Here is a 24588-nt window from a genome sequence, read left to right on the forward strand (position 1 = left end):
CACGCAGTCTTCGCAGTGCGACACTTCGCGGACGTCGTCAGGCTCTTGGTAAGACTCTCGCGCGTCTGCCTTAACGCTCAATCTAGCAACCGGTGCGAGCCGCCCTGACCGGGATCGACGATTTCATGCGCAATTTCGTCGACTGTTAGCATCGATTTGAGTGGCAGCCCCGGGACACACATCCTCGCTGACCTCCACAGTTAGACATGGTCACTCGGAAAGCTGCGCAAAGAGCAGCATGTTCCTGCGCCAGCTTTCGTACGAAGGAACGCCGAAGCATCCTTTTGAACGGCCTTTGCCTTGGGAAATCAACGAAAGCTCCCTTACGCTGCCTTGTGCTTGCGCGCTCGAGGCGAATCCGCGGCGATTGAGGCGCCGCGCAAGCAAGTCGCAGATCTCGACGATGCGGTCGACGACCACAATCTTCCAGCTCGGATCGTTCATGTACACCACCGTGGCTGATCTTGACGCCCACCTGATCTGGTAAGTGACACAAAGACGCGTCGGCACCGCCGCACCGTAAGTTCGTCATGCTCGAGACATATGGCTAAGAGGCGAAAGATTGTCTCGGCGGGTCTCATGCCCATTCTTGTAAAGCCACGCACACTGGGTCTGTTGTCCAAATGCGAGCGTCGTCCTCCCGGGGCGAGCCTCATCATTTCCGCTTTTGCGATGTTCGACCTTGCCAACCCAGCCGCCGAACGCCTGGAAGGCGAGCAGGAGCTTTGGGTTATGGCTGCCAAGGAGCTTCCGCCCGGCAGCCCTCTCGACATCGGCATGCCCAAGCCGCAAGCGGAGGTGCTCGTCGGTGGACATGCCGCGGCGCCTCAGGGGCGGCCGATCGAGCGCATGCTGTTGGGCTGGAAGCTCGGACTCATGCAGAAGCACCTTCTGGTGACCGGCGACCGTTATTGGCAGATGACAGTCGCCGGCTGGCGGCCGACAGCCGCTCAACCTTTCCGGCAGATGCCGCTAACGCGGCAACGCGCGTTCGGCGGGCCCGGCTTCGTCGCAAACCCGGTCGGCGCCGGCCATGAGGCCTTTCACCGCAGCGCGGCTGGCGAGCTGGTGGCCCTGCCCAACGTGGAGAGCCCCGAGCATGCGATTCAATTCATCGACACGGTCGCGCCGCCCGCAAGTTTCGGACCAATGGCCCTCGACGACAGGAAGCGCCTTCAATACGCGGGAACCTATGACGCGGCCTGGCTGAAATCGCTCGCCCCCGCTCTGGCGAGCGATGCCGATCCACGGCTGTTCATGTTTGCACCGCCGGAGCAGCGTATGGCCGGCTTTATCTCAGGCGGAGAGCCCTACGCGCTGCAGAACTTCGCCGCCGAGCATCCGTTGATCGAAGGCCGCCTGCCGGCCTTTCGTGTGCGGTGCTTCATCGGCTGGCGCGATGCGAGGCGTGGCGTCACAGAACTGCAGACGCGCATCGATACGCTGTGGCTGTTTGCCGGCGCCCGCCGCGGCGTCATGATCTACCGTGCCGCGATCGCCGTACACGAATTAGACGGCAGCGACGTCAGCGACATCATGGTCGCTTACGAGCGACAGAGTGAGCCCGCGCGGCCATTAGATCATTACCACAACGTCCGGCAGCTGCGGCTCAACCCGACGACGGCCGCGCGCTATGCTTTTTCGGAATATCAACTTGCCCCTGCGCTCTCGCCTGCTGAACGCGAGCGCCGCGAAGTCCGGCGCCAGGCATTGGCCGACGAGCGCGCAGCGCGGCAGTTGGCGTCCATGCGCTGGACGCTCGATCAGGAGCTTGCGCGCTTCGATCTTCCACCCTCGCTCCGCCCCACGATCGAGGTAGCGTCGACCGAACCGTCGAGCATTCCGGAGCTGTTGCCGGAGGAACTCGAGAGCGGCGAGATCGATCTGGCCGCGATTCTCGATGCCTTGGATGCGGTGCAGGCCAGGGCGGAGTCCGACGTCGAAAATCTCGCCGCTGAATACGAACCCCTGCGCGAGTCCTCTGAAACATTTCCCGGCGGAAAAGCCACATCGAGCGATATCGACGCCTTGCTCGCCACGATCGGCAACCTGGACGGCGAGCACTCGACGGATACAAGCCTTGATCAGGCCCCGCCATTTCCTTCGCTGCCGCCGGAGACCGATCCGGCCGTCATGCGGGATATCCAAGACAAGCTCGCGCGGGCGAAGAGCTGGCGTGCCGAAATCCTTGGCGCTGCAACAGATCCGCCCGATGAGCAAACGCAATTCGAACTTGCCCATGCCCGCTTTTTTAACCTGGCAGCTGGACGACCGCTCGAGCCGATACGCAACGCGGTATCGGACGACCTCCTTTCACCTCCTGAAATCCCGGCGTCTATGCTGCCGGAAGCCACGCAGAGCGTCTCGCCAGAGCCGCCCCCGCGCCTGACCATTGACGAGATACTGGCGCAAATCGAGAGCCCCGGGATACCACCTGACACCGGCGAACGTCTGCGGATGGATCTTGCCGAAGCTGAGGCCGCGCTCAGACATGTCCTCCCCTCACCAACAATCGAGGGCCTCCCGCCGTCTGATACGTTGAGCGCAACCCATCCGACTGCGATCACTGGAGTGCCCGAAGCAGCGATGAGGACGGCCGAAACGGAATCGACGGAAGCATTAACCGTGCTGCAGGCAGAGATCGACAAAGCGGAAGCTCAGCTGGCAGCCGGCGTGGCCGTAGCCAGGCTCGCCTCGCCGAAGCCGCTCAGGCCTGAAACGATGCTGGCGCCCGCTGTCGCGCGCGCTCTGGGAGATGTGGTGGAAGAGGAATTTAGGCGCGGCGGCACGATTGCCGGGCGCGATCTCGCCGGCGCCGATCTCTCTGGACGGCAATTTACGAACGCAGACTTCTCCGGCGCGTTTCTTGAACGCGCGAAGTTGAACGGGACCAATCTCGCCGGTGCAAGGCTCATGAGAGCCGCATTGTCCGGTGCAGCGCTCGTCAACGCTGATTTAAGCTCGACCGACCTCACTGATGCAAACCTTGGTGAGGCCGACTGCCGCGGAACCCGATTCGCAGGAAGCAAGCTTGCTCGCACGAATCTGCTCGGCACGCGCATGGCCGGCATATCATTCGACCAAGCGCAACTCATCGAGCTGCAAGTCTTGCAAGTGCCGATGATCAGGGCAACCTTCCGCTCTGCACGGCTCCATCAATGCTCTTTTATCCAAGCCGCCCTCGATAACAGCATGTGGGAGGACGCCGTCCTCCACCGGACGCAATTCATGGATTTGTCGCTGTCCGGTGCGGGCTTTGCCCGCGCGCGGCTGGAGCAAACCTGTTTTCTCAAGGTGGCAGCGTCCGAACTCGATTTCAGCTCTTCGCAACTCGACCAAGTCAGCTTCACCGGCGATATCGATCTGCGAAACGCCCGCTTCGGCCGCTGCAGCGCCGAGGCGCTCTCCTTTCAGGCGGCCAACCTCGGCGGCGCCGATTTCACTATCGCACGGCTCGACGGCGTCTATTTCGGCGAGTCGACCTTATCGAACGCGACGTTTCGGATGGCGTCGCTCAAACGCGCGGTCTTCACTGGCAACGATTTGCGCGGCAGTGACTTCTATGCCGCCAATCTGCTCGAGGCACATCTTAATCGGAGCGACCTGACCGGCGCCAGCCTGCGCCACGCAAATCTCTATGGCACCGACCTGATGGACTCCACCTTGGTCGCCGCCGATTTGAGCAGCGCAAATATCGACCGCACGGTCCTGATGGTCAGGCGCCATGTCAATTGATCTGCTATTGCAGTCGGTTTCCCATAACTTTCCGGTACGCGAGGCAGACCTCGATGGCCAGATGCTCCCCGGATTGCGCTTAAACGATGGTGTTGTGCTGAGCTCTTCTTTTCGCAACAGCGACTTCAAGGGCGCGCGCTTGACCGGCACGATGTTTCACGATTGCGACTTCAGCGGCGCATCGTTCGCCGAGGCTTCGCTCGAAAAATGCATGTTCGTCAGTTGCCGCGCTGGCGCCTCCAATTGGCGACGGGCACGCTTTGCCCAGTCGACATGCATATCATCGGATTTCGGCCATAGCGACTTCAGCGAGACGCACTTCGCCCAGACGACAGCGATGCGTTGCGTCTTGGCGCACGCTGTCCTGCGTGGCGCCACCCTGTCCCAAAGCGCCATAATGGATTGCGCGCTTTCCGATATCGTGCTCGACCGCGCCACGCTAGCGAACGCCGTCATTACGCGCGCCGACCTGCGTAGCGCGCAGTTCGCAGGGATGCGTTGCGACACAATTCTTTTCTCGGAATGCGATTTGTCGGAGCGGGACCTCACAGGCCTGACGTTTGCCCGAGCGAACCTGAGTGGTGCCAAGCTGGACAACACAAACCTGTCCGGCGTCGACCTGTCTGGCTCGGTTTTGACCGATGCGAGCCTGACGGGTGCCGACCTCTCGGGCGCAACTGCTCCAAACACACTGTTTGTAAGGGCTGACTTACGCGCCGCAAGGCTGCGCAATGCCAATTTGACCCAGTCGATCTTCGTTGAGGCGCGCCTCGACGGCTGCGATCTCTCGGGCACAAAGCTGGAGCTGGCCGTTTTCACGCGCGCCTCGGCCAAGTCCGCCTCGTTTGCCGCTGCCGATATGTCCTATGCGCTGATGCAGCATGCCAAACTCGATGGCAGCGATTTTTCCGGCTCTCGCTTTCTGCGCACTGACCTTCATTGCGCGTCAACAGAAGGCTGCCTGTTCACGGCCCAACATGGTAGCGCCCTGAGAACTGTGCCTGAACGCGCGGTCGCCGAGCTCTACGATCCAAGCCGCATTATCCCTTTCAACGGAGCGTACTGAACGATGCCCTTTGTCAATGCAAATGGCCCGATGCCGGCCCAGGATCTCGGCTTTCCCGACGTCTGCAATACACCATCCGGTCCGGCCGTCGTGCCCGTCCCCTATCCAAATATCGCAGTGAACACGATGGCCATTCCCACGCAGTCTCGCTGCCTTATCATGTGTATGCCTGCACACAACATGACGACCGAGCGCGTGACATCAACAGGTGACAACGCGGGTGTGGCCCTCGGCGTCATGTCTGGGCTTGTCATGGGCCCTGGCCGCGCCAAGGCCGGATCGAACAATTTGTCCATCGGAGGGTCACCGGCAACCAAAATGGGGATGCCGACAAAGCAGAACGGCGCCAGCCCGAACGCGTTCGGATTTTCTATATCGCCCTCTCAAATCCGCTTGATGGCGCTGCGCTAAAGTACCGACAGGGTTAGCCGACAGAGTTATATGATCAGGGAGGGAGCCTCCACTATGCCAAATGCTTTTACGCGATTAGTCGTTCCAGAGACGCCGATCTCTCCGCTGACGAAGTCAACCTATCTGCGTCTTGGCGCCTATTCGAGCGAGGAGGCAAACATTGTCACTGGACTGACGACGACTGTTGACGAAAGCCTGACTGCAACCAGCAAGCAGGGAAGCGACAATGCGGGCATATTTGCTTTCACCAATCAGGACCTGCAGGCAAATGTCGAAGGCGCGGCACTGATGAAAATCGGTCGTGGTCAGACCACGGAGGTCGCGAACGGCAACTCCCGACATATGGTCTCGAAAGGCACCTATGAGATCGCAGCCGAGAATGGGGTATCAATCACCGCCGGTGCCAACGGGACGCCCGCCGACATCACCTTGACGGCCTCGAACCGCATCAAGGTGATCAACAAAGGCCACAAGTCGGAAACCAATGACGGCGACGCGGAAAAGCGAACGATGGGTAGCACTAAGGAGTTCTTCCAGGGAACCAGATTCACCTGCATGAAAGGCGCAGTCACCACCCTGACGATGGCCCGTAGCGTGTGCCTGTTCTTCGGGGAATCGTTCACGTACAAAGTCTCCCGCGAACGTTCGGTCAATCTCAGTGATATGATCTCTGTAACCATCGGCAACAAACTCCAGTTTGTCAAAGGCAACGACATCAAGCATGTGATCGGCAATTCGACCAAGTCTGTCTTCGGGCCCGATTACAAGTCGGCTGATAGTGACACCAAGATCCTTAGGACGAACGATTTCAAGCTCGCGCCAGGGGACGATTTCAAGCGGGTCGGCCGCGACGGCAAGGTCTGCAAGACCAGCGTGTCCGTAATTGAAGAAGAAGTGAGCAAGGGACAGTTACACACCGAGGAGCACAAGATTGTGAGGCGAGAAGCGGAGATCATGTCGAGCACCGGCAACGAGGAAGTCATACAAAAGAAGTCAATCATTTTCATGTAGCCGGTTGGAGAGCAGGAATGACGATGACGTTCCGTGCCACAAACACCGATATCTTGGCGATGGCCAAGCGCTTGCTCAAGCCTGGATATCACACTGCTCGTGTCGTGTCGGTCAGCGATGATGGCGCGGCGGTGGAGGTCGACGTCTCAGGCGCTCGTCACACGGCGGCGGTGGCCGTTGGCTGTCTGGTCCGTCCTGTTGCTCAAGATGTGGTTCTGCTGTTCAGCGAGGCGGAGCAAGCCTTTGTCTTGACCGTACTCGAGCGAACAGGTTCCAGTTGGGGCACGGTCGGTCTACCGGGGGATCGCAAAATGTCGATCGATGGCGGGACCATCACCATCGCCGCTCGCCAGCGCATATCACTGCGCGCCGATAGTATCGATCTGCAGGCTAAGTTGTTCGCCGTTCTCGCGAACAAGGGGACTTGGATCGGCAAGCTCTACACTTTGATCGCGGACCGTTTCCGGAGCTCGGCGGGCATCCAGGAAGCGAGCGCCGATTCACTTACGATAAAGGCGGTCAATCGTGTCGCGATGATCGAACGTATCGACTCGTTACAGACCGAAACGCAAGCCATTAGGATCAGCGGGATCGCCTCCGAAACGGCGCATAGCAAGGTCATCGCGGTGAGCGAGGATCTCCGCCTCGACGGCAAACGCGTGACAGTTGCATAACGCGCATGCTGTCCACGAGCATGCCGGCTCCGACCCGGCAAGACCGGCTTACAACGGCGCAGGAATTTATTGCGGCCGGACGGCTCGATGAAGCTGAGGCGCTGCTGGAGGCGCCCGTTGCCACAAGCGATCCCGATACGCTCAATGCAAAGGGCACATTAGCGCTCGCGCGGCAGCGAATTGATTTGGCGTTCGACCTGTTGGCAGAGGCGGCGACCTGCTATCCTGATCACGCCGGTCTTGCTGCTAACCTCGGTATCGCCCACGAAATGCTCGGCCGCCTTGACGAGGCGGTCATTTGCCTCAAGCGCGCAGCTGCGCTCGCGCCGCGCAAACAAGAGATCAAGCTCGCGCTGGCGCATGCCCTGGAACGTCGCGGCGACATTGCGGAAGCCCGCGCGATCGCGGAGGCGGTTGTCCAAGACGAGCCAGGCAATGCGCGCGCCCTCCTTCAACTTGGCACCATCGATCTCGCCTTGCGCGATTACTCGTCGGCCGAGACCACATTGCTTCGCGCCCTGGACCTTGCCCCGGACGATCCCGATACGCTACGCAATTTGTCGGTGCTCTTGCTTGAGCGCGGCTGCTTCGACGAGGCGCTCAACGTTGCGGAACGCGCGCACCTGCGGTCGCCACTCGACATAGCCGGGCTCGCGCATCTGGCTTATTGCCGTGCTGCGACCGGGCTCTGGGCAGAAGCGGAGACCACCTGCAGGAGGTTGCTCGCCTCTGCACCGATCCATCTTGGCGCGCGACAGATCCTGGCTCGCGTCATGATTGCCAATGGCCAGGAGGATAGGGCAATTGCGGAGCTCACACAGTTCGTACGTGCACACAAATCGCATCCATCCGCGACGCTTGCGCTGGCAAGCGTTCTGCAATTCGTCGGCCGGTTTGATGAAGCCCTCACGCTTGCCAGCCACGTCGCTCATACGCGACCTGACGACGAATCAGCGAGGTCTCTGGAGACGACACTTGCACTGTCGCTCGGTCGCTTCCCGATGCCCAAACCGGCCGACTTGGCGCTGGCGACGCGGATCCTCGTGCCGCCGGCGACTTGCGCCCTCGAATTCGTAGCGCTCCTTCGTCTATTGCCTCGGTTGGCTAGCCAACAAAATGTGCACGTCGTCGCAGAGCCGCGTTACCGGGCTGTTCTTTCCGGCCTGGCCCAGCAGGTCATTTTCGATGAGCCGGGGTCTGAGCTCTCAGCTACGCCCCTGCAATCGTTATTGAGCATTCTGTCGACTGACACGGAGAACATTGCCGATGGCATTCCCTACCTGCGACCCGAGGCTGAGCTCTTCGCCAAGTGGCGGGCTTCCCTGGCCACGTTCGCAAGGCCCCTCCTGGGGATCGTATGGGAGGGCGGCGCTCTCGGCCTATCGATGGAGCAGGTCGCCGCCGTGCTTCCTCAGTCCGGTACGCCGGTCAGTCTGATGGCGGACGCGCGACGACATAGCATGAGCCGATGGAGCCGCCCGATCGATGCTGGTGTGCATATCGAGTGCCCCGCGGACTTGATAGCGGTGATCGCCAATCTAGATGCCGTGGTGGGGCCCGATAGCTTCGCTATCCATATCGCCGGGGCGCTCGGCATTCCCGGCGTGGTCTTGGTGCCGCGCGGTTATCCCTGGTATTGGGCCCAGGCTGGCGGAAAGCCAATGTGGTACCCGTCATTCAAAGTCGTCGTGCAGGAACGGCTCGGTGACTGGGATGCAGCAATCAATGAAGGCCGCCAACGGCTCGATGCCCTGCTGCGTGCGCTAGCATTGGATTGACGGCTGGTTCCCGAGCCCATCTGAAAGTGTATTGTACAGGTTTTACTGCAGCTGCTGCATGAGGCGTCGTTTTCGAGCGGAAGATTCAGCCTCCGATACACGATAGTCGGGCAGGCCAAGGATTCCTCAACAAAAGGGGCCCAGCGGGCGCGCCGGGCCCGTCTCCTTGGAGATGCGTCTCCCCAGAAGGGGCCAAGGGAAGCGCGAAACCACACTTAGTGGAACAACTCACGCGTGTCCCGCTCAAAGTTTATCTAGGTAAAGGCTGTGGCTAGGATTGGGCTTGTCATCCCATCAGCAGCCAACCGATGCTGAGGACGAGCGCGATGAACGACGCCACCGCGAAGCCGAGGAAACCGTGGTCCACTGCATCCAAGTGATCTGGTTTGAACATGGGGATAGCGTTGGCCTCGCTCGGGTGACCGCATGCAAATTTGCAAGTCATGGCAGTGGCCGTAGTTCCCGTTTGCGGGTGTCCGAATTCGGGATAGGGACCTTACCTTCGGGTGCTGTCCGTGCCAAAACCCGGGGCCCTAGGTGTCCTGGTTCGGATTGAGCAAAGGAAACCGAGACTTAACTTATGTTTGTCGGCAGACTACCTAGGGGTCCACAGATGTTCTCCCGGCAACAAATGTGATCGGTCCCTAAATGTTCACCGTGATCTCGCGGGCCGGAAGTTCCTTGCAACCATCTTTGGACGGCATCATTGTTGCAACATCACCGGCGAAGGCTCTGTCCGTAGGCGTGGGTGACACCGGACGCGCTCAAGCCTGCACAATATGGGAGGGGAGCACATGACCGAGCTCCATCTTTCCAAGCAAATCGATCGCGTCGACGGGAACGCCTGTGCGGAAGCTGAACGGCTGCGCAAAGAGGCCCGTGGAACCCCGCCAGGAGTTGAGCGCGACCGGCTTATTCGCCGGGCGCGGCAGGCTGAAGCAGTCTGCCGGACGGCGAAGTGGCTGGCCTCGCGGGAGCTGCGGCCACCAACCTAACAGAACTACACTTCTCGTAAGGCAGCCTCAGTTGGCAGCCCAGCCGCACGGAGACTGGTCGGCCCCTTGATGACCCGGTCTCGGGACCGCGTACCCGCTCTGACAACTGATGCCTGAATTTTCCAGCCGAAACTCAAGGGGATTGAATCGTATTGCTTTGAGTACGGATCACGCCACTGGTTGCGCTCGGCGTTGCTGAGCGGGTTGGCCATTGGGGATTTGCTAGATACCGTACTGCTGCTGGAGTCAAACCAGCTTGCGGGTCACCGGAACTTTGACGGTTGAGCTAAGGCCGAACACTGCTTGGAGTACCGTAGTCTTACGGAGGCGACTATCCCTTTTTGGCCATGAAAGCTTTGCGCGCTTCGTGCAAATTATTCTTCATCAGGATTTTGCCACATCCCTCCTGGGGCTAGAACCAGCGCCGTCCGCGTGTATTTCAAGCGGGCGGCGTTGTGCGTTTGGTAGCGGCACAAACAATGAGAAGCGCCCCGACGGGGTCTGGTCGAAAGCTGCGAGCATCCGCATGAGCAACGTCGACGGGATGGCGGATTTTCCGGCTGAAGCGGCGGACCAATTGACATAGCGCAACGACACAGGCGAGCGCAGCGGTCACCGTCATGCTGGTAAAGCCATGGGGCGGTACCATTGCAGATCTCGCTCCTAGAAAAGTATTACGATGCCCGCCTGCCTTGGTACACCATCTATCCAACTGTACCGGAGTTCTCCGCGGTTGTCGGCGCCGAGACTTGTGAGAAATGGCTGAGGGGCTTGCCGGCTGACGGCGCCGTGTCGCTCTATCTCCACATTCCGTTCTGTCGTTCGATCTGCTGGTATTGCGGCTTCCCCACGACCTTCACTCGTCGGAATGCACCAATCCTCGATTATTTGGCGGTGCTGCGTGAAGAGATTCGTCTGGTAGCGGAGCAGGCGCCGCAAGTTCTGCCTGTGAGTGACGTGCACTTTGGCGGTGGCACGCCGACCCTCATCGAGCCCGCGGAGTTTCCGGCCCTGATGGAAGTCTTGCGCAGCCGCTTCGCCTTTCGGAAAACGGCTACGATCGCAGTCGAGATCGACCCGCGCACGTTTACGATGGAAATGGCCGACGCCTTGGGAGCAGCCGGCGTGAACCGCGCGAGCCTGGGCGTGCAAAGCTTCGATCCTATCGTTCAAAAAGCGATCAACCGCATCCAGAGTGAGGCGCAGACGACGGCTGCCATCGAAAATCTGCGCCGGCATGGAATAGGCCGCATCAACTTCGATCTCATCTTCGGCCTGCCACATCAGACGGTGCAGTCCTGCGTCCAGTCCGCAACGACGGCGGTGGTCATGCGTCCCGACCGTCTGGCGGTTTTCGGCTATGCGCACGTTCCTTCGTATATGAAACGTCAGCGCCTGATCGATGAGGCGGCGCTACCGGACTGCGCGAGCCGTGCCGACCAGGCTGCGGCCGTGGCCGATACGCTGGTCGCTGCTGGCTACCACCCAATCGGGCTCGACCATTACGCGTTGCCAGATGACGAACTCTCGCTGGCGCAGAAAACTGGTCGCCTGCGGCGCAACTCCTTGGGTTACTCAGCCGATACCTGTAATACAGTAATCGGCTTGGGCACGTCGGCCATCGGCCGTCTCGGTGACGGCTACGTCCAGAACGAAGTTGTAACGGGTCCCTACATCCAGCACATTAGAGCCGGGCGTTTGGCGACGTCAAAGGGGTACAGTCTCACTGACGAAGACCGCGTTCGAGCCGCAATCATCGAGCGGCTGATGTGCGATTTGGAGGCCGACGTGTCGGCGATCTGTACGGCCCACGGATTTGATGCGCTCTCTTTTCTCGATTCAGCTGAACGATTGGCAATGCTCGCCGCGGACGGGATAGTGGACATCCAGAACGGCTTCGTCCGCGTGAGGCAGGAGCACCGCTTCATGATACGCGCCGTTGCTGCTGCTTTCGACGCCTATCTCGACCGCAAGCCCTATTAGCAGAGCCAACCAAGCGGATCCAAATGTCGTGCCGCCTGTCGCGAGCCCGTAGATCGCAAGAGGCACGAGCAGCTTGGCGAGGTTTCCGAGAGGATAAGTGACGTGTGGCGGGTTCAGGCTTGAGCTTCCAGGTCATCGCACGCGCAACAGCCAGCAGCGCGTTCACCATCGTGCGGCATCCGCGAGATCCATAGAAATGGCATCAAAACTAGCCAGCTCGATTTCAAGCGTGGCGCGGCGGATTTTCGTCGCTCAGCGGATCGCCTAGATCCGCAGAAATGGTTCTGCGAAATCTGCACCAGACTGCAGTCGGCTACTGCAACGATGGCGACGACCTCAGCGAAGTCTCGTTGGGAACACCAGCACCGCGGTAGGATTCTGGTATCGTAATCGAAGGCCGCTTAGCGAGAAGCGGCGTACCCATCGAACGGCAACCGGTAGCGCTGGACTAGACCTGTAAGGCGTCACCTGGGCTCGTCGGTTTTCGGTCCAAGGATGAGTGGCGCGCCCCCGACGGAAACCGCCCCTGCTGGTTTGGCCGGCCGCACGAGCTTCTTGGTGAGCCTCGAAACGGCGTGGGCTTGCGGTGAAGGTGGAACGGGAGGAGGAGAAGCGGAGGGGACCGGAATCTGCAACGCGTCTATTCGTAAAGTCAGGGCTGCGATTTGATCCGAGAGTCGTTTCAAGTCGGCCCGCTGAGCATCGAAATTACGATTTAGCTCCGCGATCTGATCGCTCGCCTTCTGTTGTCCCGATTGAATCTCAGACAGTGCCGCCCTGTCCTCCGATGACAAACCTGGCATTGGGGCGACTTCACGGGCCGTCGCCGTGTCGACAAATTCTGCGACGGTTCTCCAAAAATAGGCTCCTGCAGCGCACAGGCCGAGGAGAAGAACCATGAGCGCTAAACCCCACGGCACGCGTCTTGACGATCCTTGCAAGACCGAGGGCAAATCCGAATCGGCGGCTTGATCCATCATCTCCATCATCCCTCGTCCGTCGTCCCCGGTCCGCATTGGCTTTCTCGTTGAGGCGATCCCCAAGCTGATCAAGCGTTACCGCGAATCATGACGGTCAACAGTATCGTTGTCCGCAAATCGTCGGATCGTCCGGTCATCAGCTCTCACAAGGCGAAGCTTAGTGAGCAGCGCAACGTGACACTTTGCGCAAGGCCGCCTCCTACATCTAGCGCCATTGCGAAGCAATAGTTCTTATCTGCACTGGCGGCGGCGCAGCATTTTGTCGTCATTCGAACGAACCTTGCAGATTATCTTGCAGGACCTGGCCGAATTCGCCCCTTTTAGAGATAGGCGCGTGAAAGGCTGAGCGGGCGTCGCTCACGAGTCCCGACGTTCGGCTTGCATTGACGAACCACCTTCGGAGTTCGTCAAGATGACGACCTGTGTCTCCCCCGAACGGTGCGATCCGCGATCCCGCATCGGCGCTCCAGTCAACTACCAACCCTAGCAATTGATGGAGATGACGAACGCGTGGCAATCGTCGTCAACGAACGTCGTGTGGCTCACACATCAAGGAATTCGGGATGCAAGATAGATCCGGCCGCCCCAATGGACCTGATGGATGTGCTAACTCGTCGCCTGCAACGGTCAGGTCTGCCCCACCGCGACCTCGCCTTTCTCACGGAAGTCCATGATGTACTTTCGGCCCCGCTCGCCGAGCGCGCAGCTTTCAAAGCTGTCCGGGCCGCCGTCGGACACGTACGCCGCGGAATGTCATGGCGTGCCCATGAGTGACGAGACTCGCAAAGACTAACCGGATCTCGCCGGGACAGACAGCTCTCAAGCGAGACGGCAGCGGCGCTCAGCCGTCAAAGATCAGGATCAGTCTGGAGCCATTCAGGCCGAAGCGCAATCCATTCAAGGCCAGCAAATACGGTCGCGGAGTTCACTATGCATGCTCGCGTTGTTGCGGCGATTTCGATTCGGATGCGCTCTGTCGCAGCATCCATTTCCATCTTTCAATCAACTCCAAAGCGTGCAGCGCTTTTGATCGCGCTTTCGCTCGCAGCGGATCTCGCCAGCAATTCGACGCTGGCACAAACCACCAGCCTTCTTACCCCAACAAGCGACACTGCGGGTAGGGATGCCAAAAGAAGAGCCCAAATGGATCCGGCCCCGAAGCTCCAACGCAGCCAGCTCAAACAAGCAACGTGTCCTTCCGGTCGCCCGACACTTGCACGACTTTCCAGCATGCCTCTCACAAACTGCAACAGCGCGAATACGGTTACAACGAACAGAATGCAAAAGACGGCCGACCCGTTCGCAAAATTCGAAACCCTCCGCGAAAAGGGTATGTGGCTCAACATACCTGGTCCTGCCGATACGATAGATCAGGATAAAGACGGCGTTAGGTCCGCGCTGGCAGACGTCGGCATCGGTTACGTTGGCGGCACGGTAAACAGCCTCGTAAATAATCAACTGCCAGGCGCAGCCAGAACCAGCATCGCCAATCAATTATACATGGGGCAGAATCCGACGTTCGGTTCCGTCAATTTCATGATCGTAACCTACGATCTCAGCCGCTTTGGTATTGCCGATGGCCAGATCATCGTCGGCGCTCAGCAGCAATATTGGACTTGGAAGCCTGGCGGGCCCGATAGGCTTGGCATCAATACAATTGCCTACTACCAGACATTCTTCGACGGGAAACTCGAACTCAAAATGGGTTACCTCCGAAACCAAAATGAGTTTGCGGGCACCGTCGTCGGAGGCAACGCCGGAGCAAGCGTTTTGGGCCCCTCCTCGAACATCCTGTTTCAAGCCGGGATGAGCAACAATGCAGCGCCCACGCCAGCTTTCAACCTGAAGTATAATGTTGATGATCACATATATAACAAGCTCTCAATCCAGCGCTCACTCAGTCCAGATGGTCACTATGCGCAGATAACCGAAAATCCCACCGGCCTGGACTGGAGCACTGCCAATGCGGGGATTCTTTGGCTCGATGAAGCCGGCTACAAGTGCAAAGCTGCTCCGGGCCTACCCGAGACTTGGTTACGGGCTGGCATAGGCTTCAACGATAGCAGCTATACGAATTTGCAGCATCCGACGCAGCCGAGAACCAACGCGAACAATGTCTACTATGTCGCTGCGGATCGACAACTCTGGCAGTCCGATGTCCAGGGCTTGGCATCCCGCGGGATCTATGGCGGGCTCTCGGTCATGTACGCTCCGCCTGACCTAAATCGAGCCAGTCAATATTACGAGCTTCGTCTCTACGCAAAAGGGCTGTTCGACGGCCGGCCCAGCGATCAGATTGCTATTGTTGCCACCAACACAGTCTGGAGCCACTTTGCAGTGGATACCGCCTTAACCAAGGGGCATCTCGTACATCGTGACAGCACAGCGATCTCAGGAACCTATACTGCACATTTGGCGCCAGGTATATATGCAAGCGCAGGATTGACTTACATCAACCACCCGACAAGCATTATACATACGCGCGAAACGGGACATGCTCTGAATCTGTTGGTGTCTACCTCGATATTTTTCTAAGTCCTGGCAGACCGAACCGACCGTTCGCTTGCGCTGCCCGTGCAGACCTTTGGCGCGAACGCGCAGGGACCAGTTCCTCAGGATCGTCAGTCGTGATCGCCGTACACCAACGTGCGGCGGATGAGCTGGCAATTGCGTTCGCCGACGCCATCGTGCTGGGTGTTGGCTACCATTACCGCTCGATAATCGATTTCATACAGTCAGCTGCCGGCACGTAGGCTCGGCCTCCGCTGTTCGGCGGCAACACCAGCCGGTGACATCCGCTCAATCGCGCAAATCCTGGCGAAAACCAGTGCCTGGTCGTTGCCGCCTGCGTGCGCTCTATCCCTGAACGACCGCCTTGGAGCGTCCAAAAAACTGGCATCGCGACGAGGACACACCATCCGGTGGTCTACCTGGCGAGCCCCACCCGTTGGATGACCTTACTGCGGGGCTTGGAACGGCGCACCGATCTCAGCTTTTTTGGCTAAGCGAGCGGTAATAGCGGTAGTGGCCCGAGCCTGCCGGATCTTCGAATTGAAAACAACCCGCGAAACTTTCAATCGCTTGCATGACGCCCTTAAGCGAAGGGGCCGTGAAGGCGTGGGTCTGTCCGGTCGACCAGTGAGCCAGATAGTTGCTCACTATAGTCGCAACCGAGGTGCCGAGGCCCGCGAGTTGGGCCGGCTCTAAGACCAGGCGCCCAGCGGCATGGTGGAGGTCGACGGCCGCCTTGACGGCGTCTATCAGGTTTTTCGCCATGTGTTTATCATCATTGAAGGCAATGGCAATCGGCACGGGAATACCGACCCTTGAGATCACCTCCTCGAGTTTGAACTCGAGGTACTGTCTGATACGGGGGGCCGCATCATCGGTGTTTCCAGTATCAAGAAGGGCGCGCGTCGCATCACGGATCCTATGGATTGCGCCCGATTGCGGCAGCACCGATGTCCGTGCGGTGCCCTGGATGCATTGATGCCACCAGCCGCCGTCTTTGACATTTGTATTGAATAGCTTCTCCAGGACGGTGTCATGGCTGAGCAGAATGACCTGCGGACCATCGACGACACCAGGGCGGGCAAATTGTCCTTTGATCACGTTCATCAGATGGAATTGATGCCCAGAATCAAAGCTGGATGTTACGTCATCGAGAATTAGAAACCTGGCGCCCCCGCCATAGAGCGACGCGGCCGCCAAATAGACGCTGATCGCGAAGGCGTTGCGATAGCTCTCGGAGAGGACGGCTTGAGCTGAGATGCCCGGCAGTGTCCAGAACTGTGCGAGAGAGATGGACAGATCTTCGCTGCCCGCCCGCTTTTTGAGGGCTGGCACGACATCGGTGTACATGATCGCCGCGAAGATTTTTCGCGTGACGGGTTCGATCGCGGCGAGCCGGCGCGCGCTTGCGGCGGACTCGGCACCGGCGAAGCATGAATTGGCTGCGTCAAGGAACTTCTTCACCCGAGCAATGCGCGCAAGCTCCGCAGCGATAGCGGATTGCTCGCTCAAGGCAGCGCGCAAGTCCGACAAATTGCTCTGCAGCCGGCGTGCGGCCTCGGCCTTCTCCACGACAGCAGTGAGCTTGTCGGGAAGGCTCTTCTCCAGGGCCACTTTGTTTTCGGTGAGGTCTTTCACCTTGGACACTGCGCGATCTGCCAGGGTCTTCAGCCATTCGGTGACGGCGCGTGCTCGCGCGCCGTCGAGCGCGCCCTTCAGTCCGACGTCCCTTGCCTCGGCGAGTTGGGCTTGCTCTTCTGCCTGGCGGCCTAACCGTTCTAATTCATCGAGCTGATTCCAGCCTTTTTCGGTCCATTCTTGCGCCAGATTGGCCGAAGCTGATTCCACCGCCTCAAACGCCGCGTTCTTGTGGCGAACATGATCGAGAACCGAACCGGCGTCCGATCGATCACACGTCGGGCAGACACATTTATCTCCCCAACTGTCGTCTGCGAGGATGATTTCGCTTACCCCGTAGAGCTGGCGGAACAGATCTCCCTGAGTGAGCTTCAGGGTGGTGTCGCGAGCGTCGGCCAGTTCCACCAGGCGCTTGGCATCCTCTTCGCTGGGCGCGGCTTTCAGGGCCTCGGACCACCTCGCCTCATCGCGCAGGATCTTCGCAAGTTCCGCCCTCGCCTCACCTCCTTCGGCAACTTTCGCTGCATCGATACACTTTGAGGGGTCGATTTCCTCGAACGTCCGACCCTCGCAGAGCGGCTTGAGCAGTTCGATGCCACTTAGGGCGGAATGCGCCTTCGCAAGCATCGTTGCTTCGGCTTCCGCCGGATCGTACTCTTCAGCGACCAGCGCTGTGAAGGCCTCCTTGACGTTGGTCCGTGCTCGCTCGAGGCGGACGTGGGCGCTGTTTTGCTTGGCTTCCTTGCCGCCGATGGCGAAGTGATTGTTAAACGCCTTGGTATTTGCCAGCGACGCCAGTCCCTGCCGCAGCGATGAATAGCGTTTCAAGCCCAGCAGTCCAGCGAACGATCGGCCGCGCCTTTGCGGCGCAAGATCGATGAAGTCCTGAAATGTCTTTCCGTCGAGCAGGACGAACTCGCGATTGAGGTCCGCCAGGATCGCATTTCCGTCTGCACCTGCGCTGGCCACAACAGTTCGCGTCCCAGCGGCGTCGCGCCGAACGGTCACATCGACCTCGGCGCCACCATTAGCCGGCACAAGGCTCAGGACGATCGTTCCCACACCACCCGCATGGAAGCGATTGAGATAATAGGACGAGCCCTTTTCGGTCGCAGGCAAGTCGTCCAGCTTGGGAATGCGGCCCGTAATCGCGTAGACCACCGCATCAAAAATTGATGTCTTCCCAACCCCATTCGGCGCGGAGATCGAGTTGACGCAATCCGGCTTGAGCTTGAGGACAAGTGGTGCACCCTCGTTGTTGATCCCGCGAAACCCTTCGATAGAGACCTTCTGAAGATACCAGCCGCTCATTAGGCAGCGCCTTCTTCGGAAGGCATTTGCTGCGGTTCGACCGGCGCCGTCGCCAGGTACAATGCATCAAGGATCGCCTCTTGATCGAGAGCGATGTCCAGGCTGAGCTTCGAAAGTGCATTTGACAGGACGCCTGCCATTGGATCGTCGATCCCGTTGAGCGCGATCGAAAGTGCACAAATGTTTTGATCAACTGTTTTAGTATCATCGATCTCGAACACGAGTTCGTTCTTCGTCACAATAATCTCCGAGCGTACTTTGTGCTTCATGCCCACGCGCTGTCGTAAGGCAAAACATCTCCGCTCTATCTATACTGCTTTGCGGGCGCGGCCATGGCTATCTCGGCACGACCGGCTGAATTGTCGGCCTAAGTCTCACGAACTTTGTACGCTTCGTACGGAATATCGATGATCCTGATTGCTGCCTTGAGCTTGTCAGATCGCGGGAGGAGGTGGCTCATTCAATGAGATACCTTGAACAACAGGCACACGGAGAAGGCCATTCGTCGTTTGACGGGACCTTCCAGGGTCGGCAGCTTCGGAAAGCTCGATACTTGTGAGGTTCGATTTGGCCGTCTTGGAGAATGCGCCAATCAGCATAGTCGAAATTCTTCCGCCAGCGTTGCTCGCTTCAATGAGATAATCATCGGTTGCGATCCAGGTCTATTGCGCCCACTCGTTTATTCATGGATCATTAAGCCGTGCGTGATCGAAAGAAATATCGATCACGTCGGACATTTTGGATTGGCATCGCCATGAAACACCGAGGCGGTGCGCACCGGCATGGTGACGCCATCCGTCCGGATCGCACAAAGCTTGATGTGCGTCCCCCCGGAAGCTTGTCCCTGCCTTTCGTATGCGGTAAGGCACATACGCCGATGATGGAAATACAGATGCACCAACGACGGATGCGCTTGTTCGCTAGCGGTTGGGGCTACTTCGACATCCCGATTCGGATAAAGCTATATTAATTGGAGAACTGCATGAAACGAATAGACAAGGGTGGTCAATTTGTTTCGGGAGCCGGTAGCGTACTACGCGTTGCGCCCAACAAACCAGGAACAAAGAAACTGACGGCGACGATGAAACGCCGCGCCTTGAAAGTTCGCAAATCTGAGCGACAGCGCGGCTCGTCTTCGTAAGCGGACATGTCCGCCCCGTCGGAGGTCATTCAAAACGCACAGCGTATCTGGTCGTTCGTGAAGAACCGGCGCGCCGCCGGGCTCAGGCGATATTTGGCGCCGGGATGGTCTCAAGGAAGGCTCGGATGATGGCACGCAGGAGCTCTGCGAGCCATCGCAGGAGCAGGCCGAAGTTGTAGCCGGCGGCGGCGAGGACAGCGTTGATACAGTCGCCGGGACGCCCTTTGAGATAGTTGCGGTCCATGCGGTGCTCGGCCTTGATGTGACCGATGACGGGCTCGACAGCCGCGCGACGCCTCATCTCGCGGCGGATGGGAGCTGTGACGCGGCGACCTGACCCGAGATCCAGACTCTGAACCGATGCGGGTGATTGTGGCCGCGATAACCTTTGTCGACGTGGATGCGGCGAGCCTCCACGCCGGTGAGCTTCTCCATGTCGGCGATCACGGGGCCGAGCGTGTGCCCATCGAAGGGATTGCCGTGCAGGGCCTTGGCGTGAAGCACGAACTGGCCGCCCTTCGGAGACGTCACGGGGGTGGCGATACTGACCTTGCAGCCGATCTATGGACCACGCCCGCGTTGCAAGAGGAATCGACAAAAGGATGTAGCGGTCTGCGCCAATCTATCCGGCTTCAATTTGAGGCTGTCGCCTCGAGCCAATATGGATATCCGCTCACTCCTGTCCTCAATAACTCGACGGCCTCGACAAGGGGCCCATGGCTGCGAACCAGGCTTCAGAAGTGTCGGTGGAACCGTTTCTCCATTCGTCTTTTCCGTCTCGCAAACCTCGGCGGGATATTGTGCCCTTCCGATTGAGATCGTGGATCCTTCTTCCCGTGGATCCTTCTTCCCTTCCCGGTCGTGTGTCTTAGGCGGTCTGGCCTAAGAAATTGGCGTCGTAGTCATGGCCCTTTGCGAGCATGCTCCAGGCCATGCGCGCGAGTTTTGCGGCCAAGGCGACAACCAGTACATTCGAGTGAAGCCGCTTGGACGCTGCTTCCAACCAGGCTCCGAACCCGTGCCTGGGCCAAGTCTGGCGCCTCAGAAGCACTGCTCTGGCCCCTTGAATGAAGAGCGTTCGCAGGTACCGGTTGCCGCGTCTCGATATGCGGCCGAGAATGGTTCGATCGCCGGTCGAGAATTGTTTCGGTACCAGGCCAAGCCATGCTGCAAAGTCGCGGCCTTTATGGAAAGCATCACCAGTTCCGATCGCGGCGATCATCGCGCTTGAGATGATCGGTCCGACACCCGGAGCAGTCATCAGGCGGCGACAGTGTGCATCTTGGTCGACGAGTGCGTCGATTTCTTTCGTGACTGACGCCACCCGCCGGTCGAGATAGCGCCAGTCCTCGGCCAAGTCCTGAATGAGCTGAACCACTCGAGGCGACAGGTTATCCGAGAGCATCGAGAGAAGCTGAGGGAGGGCCAATCGGAGTGCAGCCGCGCCCTGCCGGACCGGCAGGCCTCGCTCGAGCAGAAAGCCCCGGATTTGATTGATGACCGCTGTTCGCTGCGTCACCAGTCGACTGCGAACTCTGTGGAGCGCCTGCAAATCGAGCTGCTCGGCCGATTTCAATGGGACGAATCGCATTGTTGGGCGCTGAACGGCTTCGGCGATGGCTTCAGCGTCACGGAAGTCATTCTTGTGACCCTTGAGATATGGCTTCACATATTGTGCTGGCAAGAGCCGGACTTGATGGCCTAATTTTTCGAGCCTCCGACCGATATGGTGTGCTCCTGCACAAGCCTCCATTCCGATCAGGCAGCACGGAACATTGGCCAGCGACTGCTCCAGCTGATTTCTCGATCGCTTCTTGCGTAGGGTGATTGCTCCCATGGCATCGAGCCCCACCACATGGAATGTGTTTTTCCCTAGATCGATACCGATCGTGACAATGTTCGTAACGGACATGGCTTGTGCTCCTTCTCTTGCCGGGGCTTTATGTTGCCGCTGAGAGCGGGCGTGGTCCATGCCATTAACTCGTAGGGCGCGCGGGCTTTACCCTTGCCGATGCACTCGACCTCCGGGGCGTGCAATGCATAAACCTTTGGACCGCGCTGGTGCTGATCCTGGCTGCGCACCTGCTGCGCTAAACCGAGCAACGGGCCGAAGCGAGCTTCCAGCGCTGTATCGCCATCAATCTTGCGGCGGATGTCGCGGATGATCCGGCCGAGCCGTGTCCGCAGGAACTTGAGCTGCCGCCGGGCGCGTTTGAACTGGTGGGCGTGGGTATAGCGGCCGACCATGATGGCGGCGCGCTTGGCCAGGCGCAGATAGCTCTGGCGCAGCGGCACACGGTTGCGCCTGGCGAGCCCGACCAGCTTGACGATTGCTCGATGCATCAGCCGCGCGTCGGTCGGATGGGCGACCGCCTTGGGCTGCACCGTGGTATCGACGACCACCCGTTCCAGGTCCTTCGCGCCGATCGCGCCGGTCTTGCGCGCCACCGACAGACTTTCCTGGATCAGCGCGACAAGCTGCTCCTCGCCGAGCCGCTGCCGCCAGCGCGTCATCGACGATCGATCGAACGGCAACCGGTGGCAGAAGCTCAATTCGCCGCAGAAGTGCTGGTAATAGGGGTTCTCGATCCAGCGGGCGCACAGCGCTTCATCCGACAGGTCGTGCATGTGCTTCAGAATGAACAGGCCGGCGATCAGCCGCGTCGGCAAGCCCGGCTGCCCTGACCCTGCCTGGCACACCGAACCAAAGCGCTCATTCAGCACGTTCCAGTCGATCAGCGCCGCCAACCGCACCCGCGGATGACCCATGTCGATGATCTGATCCAGGGCCGGAAGCAGCAGGTCCTTCTGGCGATCATCCCACGGTTTGCTCATCGCATTCCCCAATGTCGACGACGCCGTCAGGGAATCACGAACCGCCCAAAAACGAAATCCCAAAACGCAGGAAAGTGAGGCCCCACACACCGCTTTCCTGCAAAATCGAATACTTTCTCAAGACCATTCTTGCTTATTTTTCAGGTCAATCCGCATTCTTCACGGACGACTATCTGCAAGCTGCTTCAATGACGAAACCGCTGGAGTTACGCCTCGAATGCGAGGACTCCTTGTACCCTTCGCAGCCTTGAGTGTGGTGGCGGCGCGCAGCCGCCACCACAAGGGCTAGTGCTGCGCCCGACAGCACCTATGCCTCATGTTCCTAAGCCGCGGATCTGCCGTGAGCCGCAGACTATTCGAGCTTGCACGCAAGGCCGAGAGCGGTCATCGTCGTTACGATCGGCCGCCAGGCTTCGATTTGCAATGAGCGACCTCATCCAATCCGCAGGTTCTCAGCAGAGGCTTTACCGGAACTGCCAGTCTTCAGTTCGTAGCTTATCTTCGCTCCCTCAGCGAGATCCGGGTAGCCGGCCTTTTCAACGGCACGCATGTGTACGAAGACGTCGGGGCCACCATCATCCGGTTTGATGAAGCCATAACCCTTGGTAGGCTTGAACCATTTCACAGTACCAACTGCCATGATAGAACTCCTAAATGAACCCTTGCGATCTAGCCAAACTCTCACAGGGGCACAAGCCCCTGGGTTGCGCCGCTCGGCGAGCCTTATGACGTTGCGCGGCCCTTGGCGCGGGGGGCAAAGGCAGACGTCCATCGGACCAGATCGTCACGCTCCCGCGCCAAAATTGGCTCCTCAGGCTAGCCCTAGCGAAAGACGAAAAAGATTAGCCACCTCCTTTCGCGCAAGCTCAGCAAACTCATCAGCCGTGAGCGCCACCTTGCTTACCGAGAACTTACGGTATCAACTCCGCTTGGAGAGATTCCTGCCACCGTAGTACTCCTGCGCTGCCTTGTGACAGACTTCCTCATAGAACTTATCCGCATCTTCGATCGTGTAACCGGCGCCGGCAAAGCAGCCGCGCGCTACCTCGTGGAGCGTATGCCGTATTGACGTTGTATCGTCGTATACGGCGTTAAGGCATGCGATGATGACGATGACATCCTCCCTTGAGAGGCGCGGTTGGCCACTCATTAATCGAGCGTGATTGATGCAGGCGACGGCGTTGACGCAAGTGAACGAGTCGCCCATTCCGGAGCAATCCTCGAATCCATTGCCCTGCTCGTTCAACTTGAAGTGCGCGACAGGTAGATACTTCGCGCCCCTGATCTCACGGTGATTCAAGTCCTCGCCTAGCATGGGATCACGGCCCGACCGCATCTCGTGAAGCCAAATGTCGAGTTGGTGTAGCCCAGGGCCAATCCAGCTTCTGTTGCGCTTGAACGGGTTCTTGTTCGGATCCTCGAACATGAGAGACGCATCGATTCTGTCAGTTTCTGCCAGCGAAAGTAATCCCTGCTTGGACAACGTCTGCATCACGACTTTCTCAGCATGTCCCCAATGCGCGTCATCAGCATAGACCTGCCTGAAGTTTAAGATGGCCTGGCCAGCTGCGAACTGGGCGTCCTCGCCAAGGCCGTCGTCCTTGAGAACCAATGCCTCGAACTTCTCGGTGCACTGCTTGAAAGTCACGCCCTCGCTCTTGAGGGCATCATGGAAGTGCTGCACGCCCTTGTTCACGAAGGGTCGAGTGACCGACCTGGAGGTGTAGCCGTAAGCACCAGTTTCCTCGTTGAGTACCCCCGAAAGCGCGTACTTGTTCTTTTTATCGTAGAGCGGACTCCTCGTCAGATCTGGATCCCTTGGCACCTTCGGTGGACCATACTTGGCTACGCACTCGTCCTTCACGAGATGGCCCTTCATGCAGGCCAGATTCAAAGCGAGGGAGTCGCGCGCCTGCCTGGAATTCACCAGGCGAGCAACGTGCACATAAGTCGCCGCCCGGTAGTCGATCATCGTCACGAACAGATTGTTGCCGCAGGTACGGATTGGATTGAGGGGGCGCTCGTTCAGACGCTGTTCTTCCGGGCTGGCAGCGTGATATCGCGTCGAGTATTCCCTTGCCTCGGCCTGGGCCAACCTGAGCCGTTCGTTGCTGGTGAAACCTTTCTTGCCATCGTGCAGCGAGGTTGTCGAAAGGAAGAAGTCGTTTGCGACCTCGTCATACGCATAGGCTGCGCCGGCGAGACACAATCCGTATTTCACCGCGCGCGCAAACCTTGGTTGGCCGCTCCCCTCGTTTTTGCTGCCGTCTCCCGCGCGCTCCCCCCGTCCGAGCGGTGGCAGTGCAGGCCTTCTTCCCGTTGGAGTCTGCATACTCTGCGAATAGAGCGCATCAAGTGATAATCCATCTTCGGGAAGCGCAAGCATCGCAACCGGCGCCTCCGCCTGTCCACCGACGATTCGCCAAATTCGTGAACGAAGGGCCGCAAGTGAATGTCGGGCGTCGTGAAATGGGCTCGTCGCTATCAGATCCTCAGCATGTCCGCCGACGACCCGCCAA

At 59.1% G+C, this 24588-nt stretch carries 17 protein-coding genes and 2 pseudogenes; 10 read left to right on the top strand and 9 right to left on the bottom strand.

Annotation, left to right across the window (positions count from 1 at the left end; all coding sequences use genetic code 11):
* Positions 1–210: 210 nt before the first annotated feature.
* Positions 211–444: a hypothetical protein gene (locus tag AS156_RS19905; protein WP_066507812.1), complete on the bottom strand. Its 234-nt coding sequence runs from the start codon at positions 442–444 to the stop codon at positions 211–213.
* Positions 445–579: 135 nt separating this feature from the next.
* On the opposite strand from AS156_RS19905, the gene AS156_RS19910 reads away from it, so the two are divergent.
* From AS156_RS19910 to hemN, 8 genes are all read left to right on the top strand, one after another.
* Positions 580–3735: a DUF2169 family type VI secretion system accessory protein gene (locus AS156_RS19910; RefSeq protein ID WP_160331119.1), complete on the top strand. Its 3156-nt coding sequence runs from the start codon at positions 580–582 to the stop codon at positions 3733–3735.
* Positions 3725–4801 carry a pentapeptide repeat-containing protein gene (locus tag AS156_RS19915; protein WP_066507815.1) on the top strand — a complete coding sequence of 359 codons (1077 nt, stop codon included), beginning with the start codon at positions 3725–3727 and terminating at the stop codon, positions 4799–4801. The genes AS156_RS19910 and AS156_RS19915 overlap by 11 nt, the downstream gene beginning before the upstream one ends.
* A 3-nt stretch (positions 4802–4804) precedes the next feature.
* Positions 4805–5212, top strand: a complete 408-nt coding sequence (locus AS156_RS19920) for a DUF4150 domain-containing protein (RefSeq protein WP_201456071.1) — start codon at positions 4805–4807, stop codon at positions 5210–5212.
* Positions 5213–5266: 54 nt separating this feature from the next.
* Positions 5267–6223, top strand: coding sequence for a hypothetical protein (locus tag AS156_RS19925; protein ID WP_066507819.1), 957 nt, complete (start codon positions 5267–5269; stop codon positions 6221–6223).
* Between the two features lie 17 nt (positions 6224–6240).
* A complete protein-coding gene (locus AS156_RS19930; protein WP_066507822.1) occupies positions 6241–6897 on the top strand; it encodes a DUF3540 domain-containing protein in 657 nt (218 codons plus the stop codon).
* Between the two features lie 5 nt (positions 6898–6902).
* Positions 6903–8675, top strand: coding sequence for a tetratricopeptide repeat protein (locus AS156_RS19940; RefSeq protein WP_082747620.1), 1773 nt, complete (start codon positions 6903–6905; stop codon positions 8673–8675).
* Positions 8676–9469: 794 nt separating this feature from the next.
* The gene (locus AS156_RS40985) at positions 9470–9670 is read left to right on the top strand and encodes a hypothetical protein (protein WP_082747621.1); all 201 of its coding nucleotides are present in this window, start codon (positions 9470–9472) and stop codon (positions 9668–9670) included.
* 648 nt (positions 9671–10318) lie between these two features.
* Positions 10319–11653: an oxygen-independent coproporphyrinogen III oxidase gene (gene hemN, locus AS156_RS19945; protein WP_066507828.1), complete on the top strand. Its 1335-nt coding sequence runs from the start codon at positions 10319–10321 to the stop codon at positions 11651–11653.
* A 464-nt stretch (positions 11654–12117) separates the two neighbouring features.
* Here the strand turns inward: hemN and AS156_RS19950 are convergent, their stop codons facing one another.
* A complete protein-coding gene (locus AS156_RS19950; RefSeq protein WP_245312977.1) occupies positions 12118–12633 on the bottom strand; it encodes a hypothetical protein in 516 nt (171 codons plus the stop codon).
* Between the two features lie 930 nt (positions 12634–13563).
* Here AS156_RS19950 and AS156_RS19955 point away from each other — a divergent pair.
* Together AS156_RS19955 and AS156_RS45645 are read left to right on the top strand one after the other, a co-directional pair.
* Positions 13564–15168 (top strand): carbohydrate porin, encoded by a 1605-nt coding sequence (locus tag AS156_RS19955; RefSeq protein WP_082747622.1) that lies wholly within the window; start codon positions 13564–13566, stop codon positions 15166–15168.
* A 92-nt stretch (positions 15169–15260) separates the two neighbouring features.
* Complete coding sequence (locus AS156_RS45645; RefSeq protein WP_283807933.1) at positions 15261–15386, top strand: hypothetical protein; 126 nt, start codon at positions 15261–15263, stop codon at positions 15384–15386.
* 235 nt (positions 15387–15621) lie between these two features.
* Here AS156_RS45645 and AS156_RS19960 read toward each other — a convergent pair whose 3' ends face one another.
* From AS156_RS19960 to xopAG, 7 genes and pseudogenes are all read right to left on the bottom strand, one after another.
* Positions 15622–18093 carry an AAA family ATPase gene (locus AS156_RS19960; RefSeq protein ID WP_066507832.1) on the bottom strand — a complete coding sequence of 824 codons (2472 nt, stop codon included), beginning with the start codon at positions 18091–18093 and terminating at the stop codon, positions 15622–15624.
* Positions 18093–18332 carry a hypothetical protein gene (locus AS156_RS19965; RefSeq protein WP_136626326.1) on the bottom strand — a complete coding sequence of 80 codons (240 nt, stop codon included), beginning with the start codon at positions 18330–18332 and terminating at the stop codon, positions 18093–18095. The genes AS156_RS19960 and AS156_RS19965 overlap by 1 nt, the downstream gene beginning before the upstream one ends.
* 984 nt (positions 18333–19316) lie before the next feature.
* Positions 19317–19792: pseudogene (locus AS156_RS40990) on the bottom strand (IS5/IS1182 family transposase); the annotation flags it as partial.
* Between the two features lie 310 nt (positions 19793–20102).
* Positions 20103–21146 carry an IS110 family RNA-guided transposase gene (locus AS156_RS19980; RefSeq protein WP_066507836.1) on the bottom strand — a complete coding sequence of 348 codons (1044 nt, stop codon included), beginning with the start codon at positions 21144–21146 and terminating at the stop codon, positions 20103–20105.
* 68 nt (positions 21147–21214) lie between these two features.
* Positions 21215–22069, bottom strand: a pseudogene (locus AS156_RS19985) (IS5 family transposase); the annotation flags it as partial.
* Positions 22070–22502: 433 nt separating this feature from the next.
* The gene (locus AS156_RS19990) at positions 22503–22709 is read right to left on the bottom strand and encodes a cold-shock protein (protein WP_066507838.1); all 207 of its coding nucleotides are present in this window, start codon (positions 22707–22709) and stop codon (positions 22503–22505) included.
* Positions 22710–22988: 279 nt separating this feature from the next.
* Positions 22989–24455 (bottom strand): XopAG/AvrGf1 family type III secretion system effector, encoded by a 1467-nt coding sequence (gene xopAG, locus AS156_RS19995; protein ID WP_201456072.1) that lies wholly within the window; start codon positions 24453–24455, stop codon positions 22989–22991.
* Between the last annotated feature and the right edge of the window lie 133 nt (positions 24456–24588).

This window comes from Bradyrhizobium macuxiense, assembly GCF_001542415.1.
Taxonomy (GTDB): domain Bacteria; phylum Pseudomonadota; class Alphaproteobacteria; order Rhizobiales; family Xanthobacteraceae; genus Bradyrhizobium; species Bradyrhizobium macuxiense.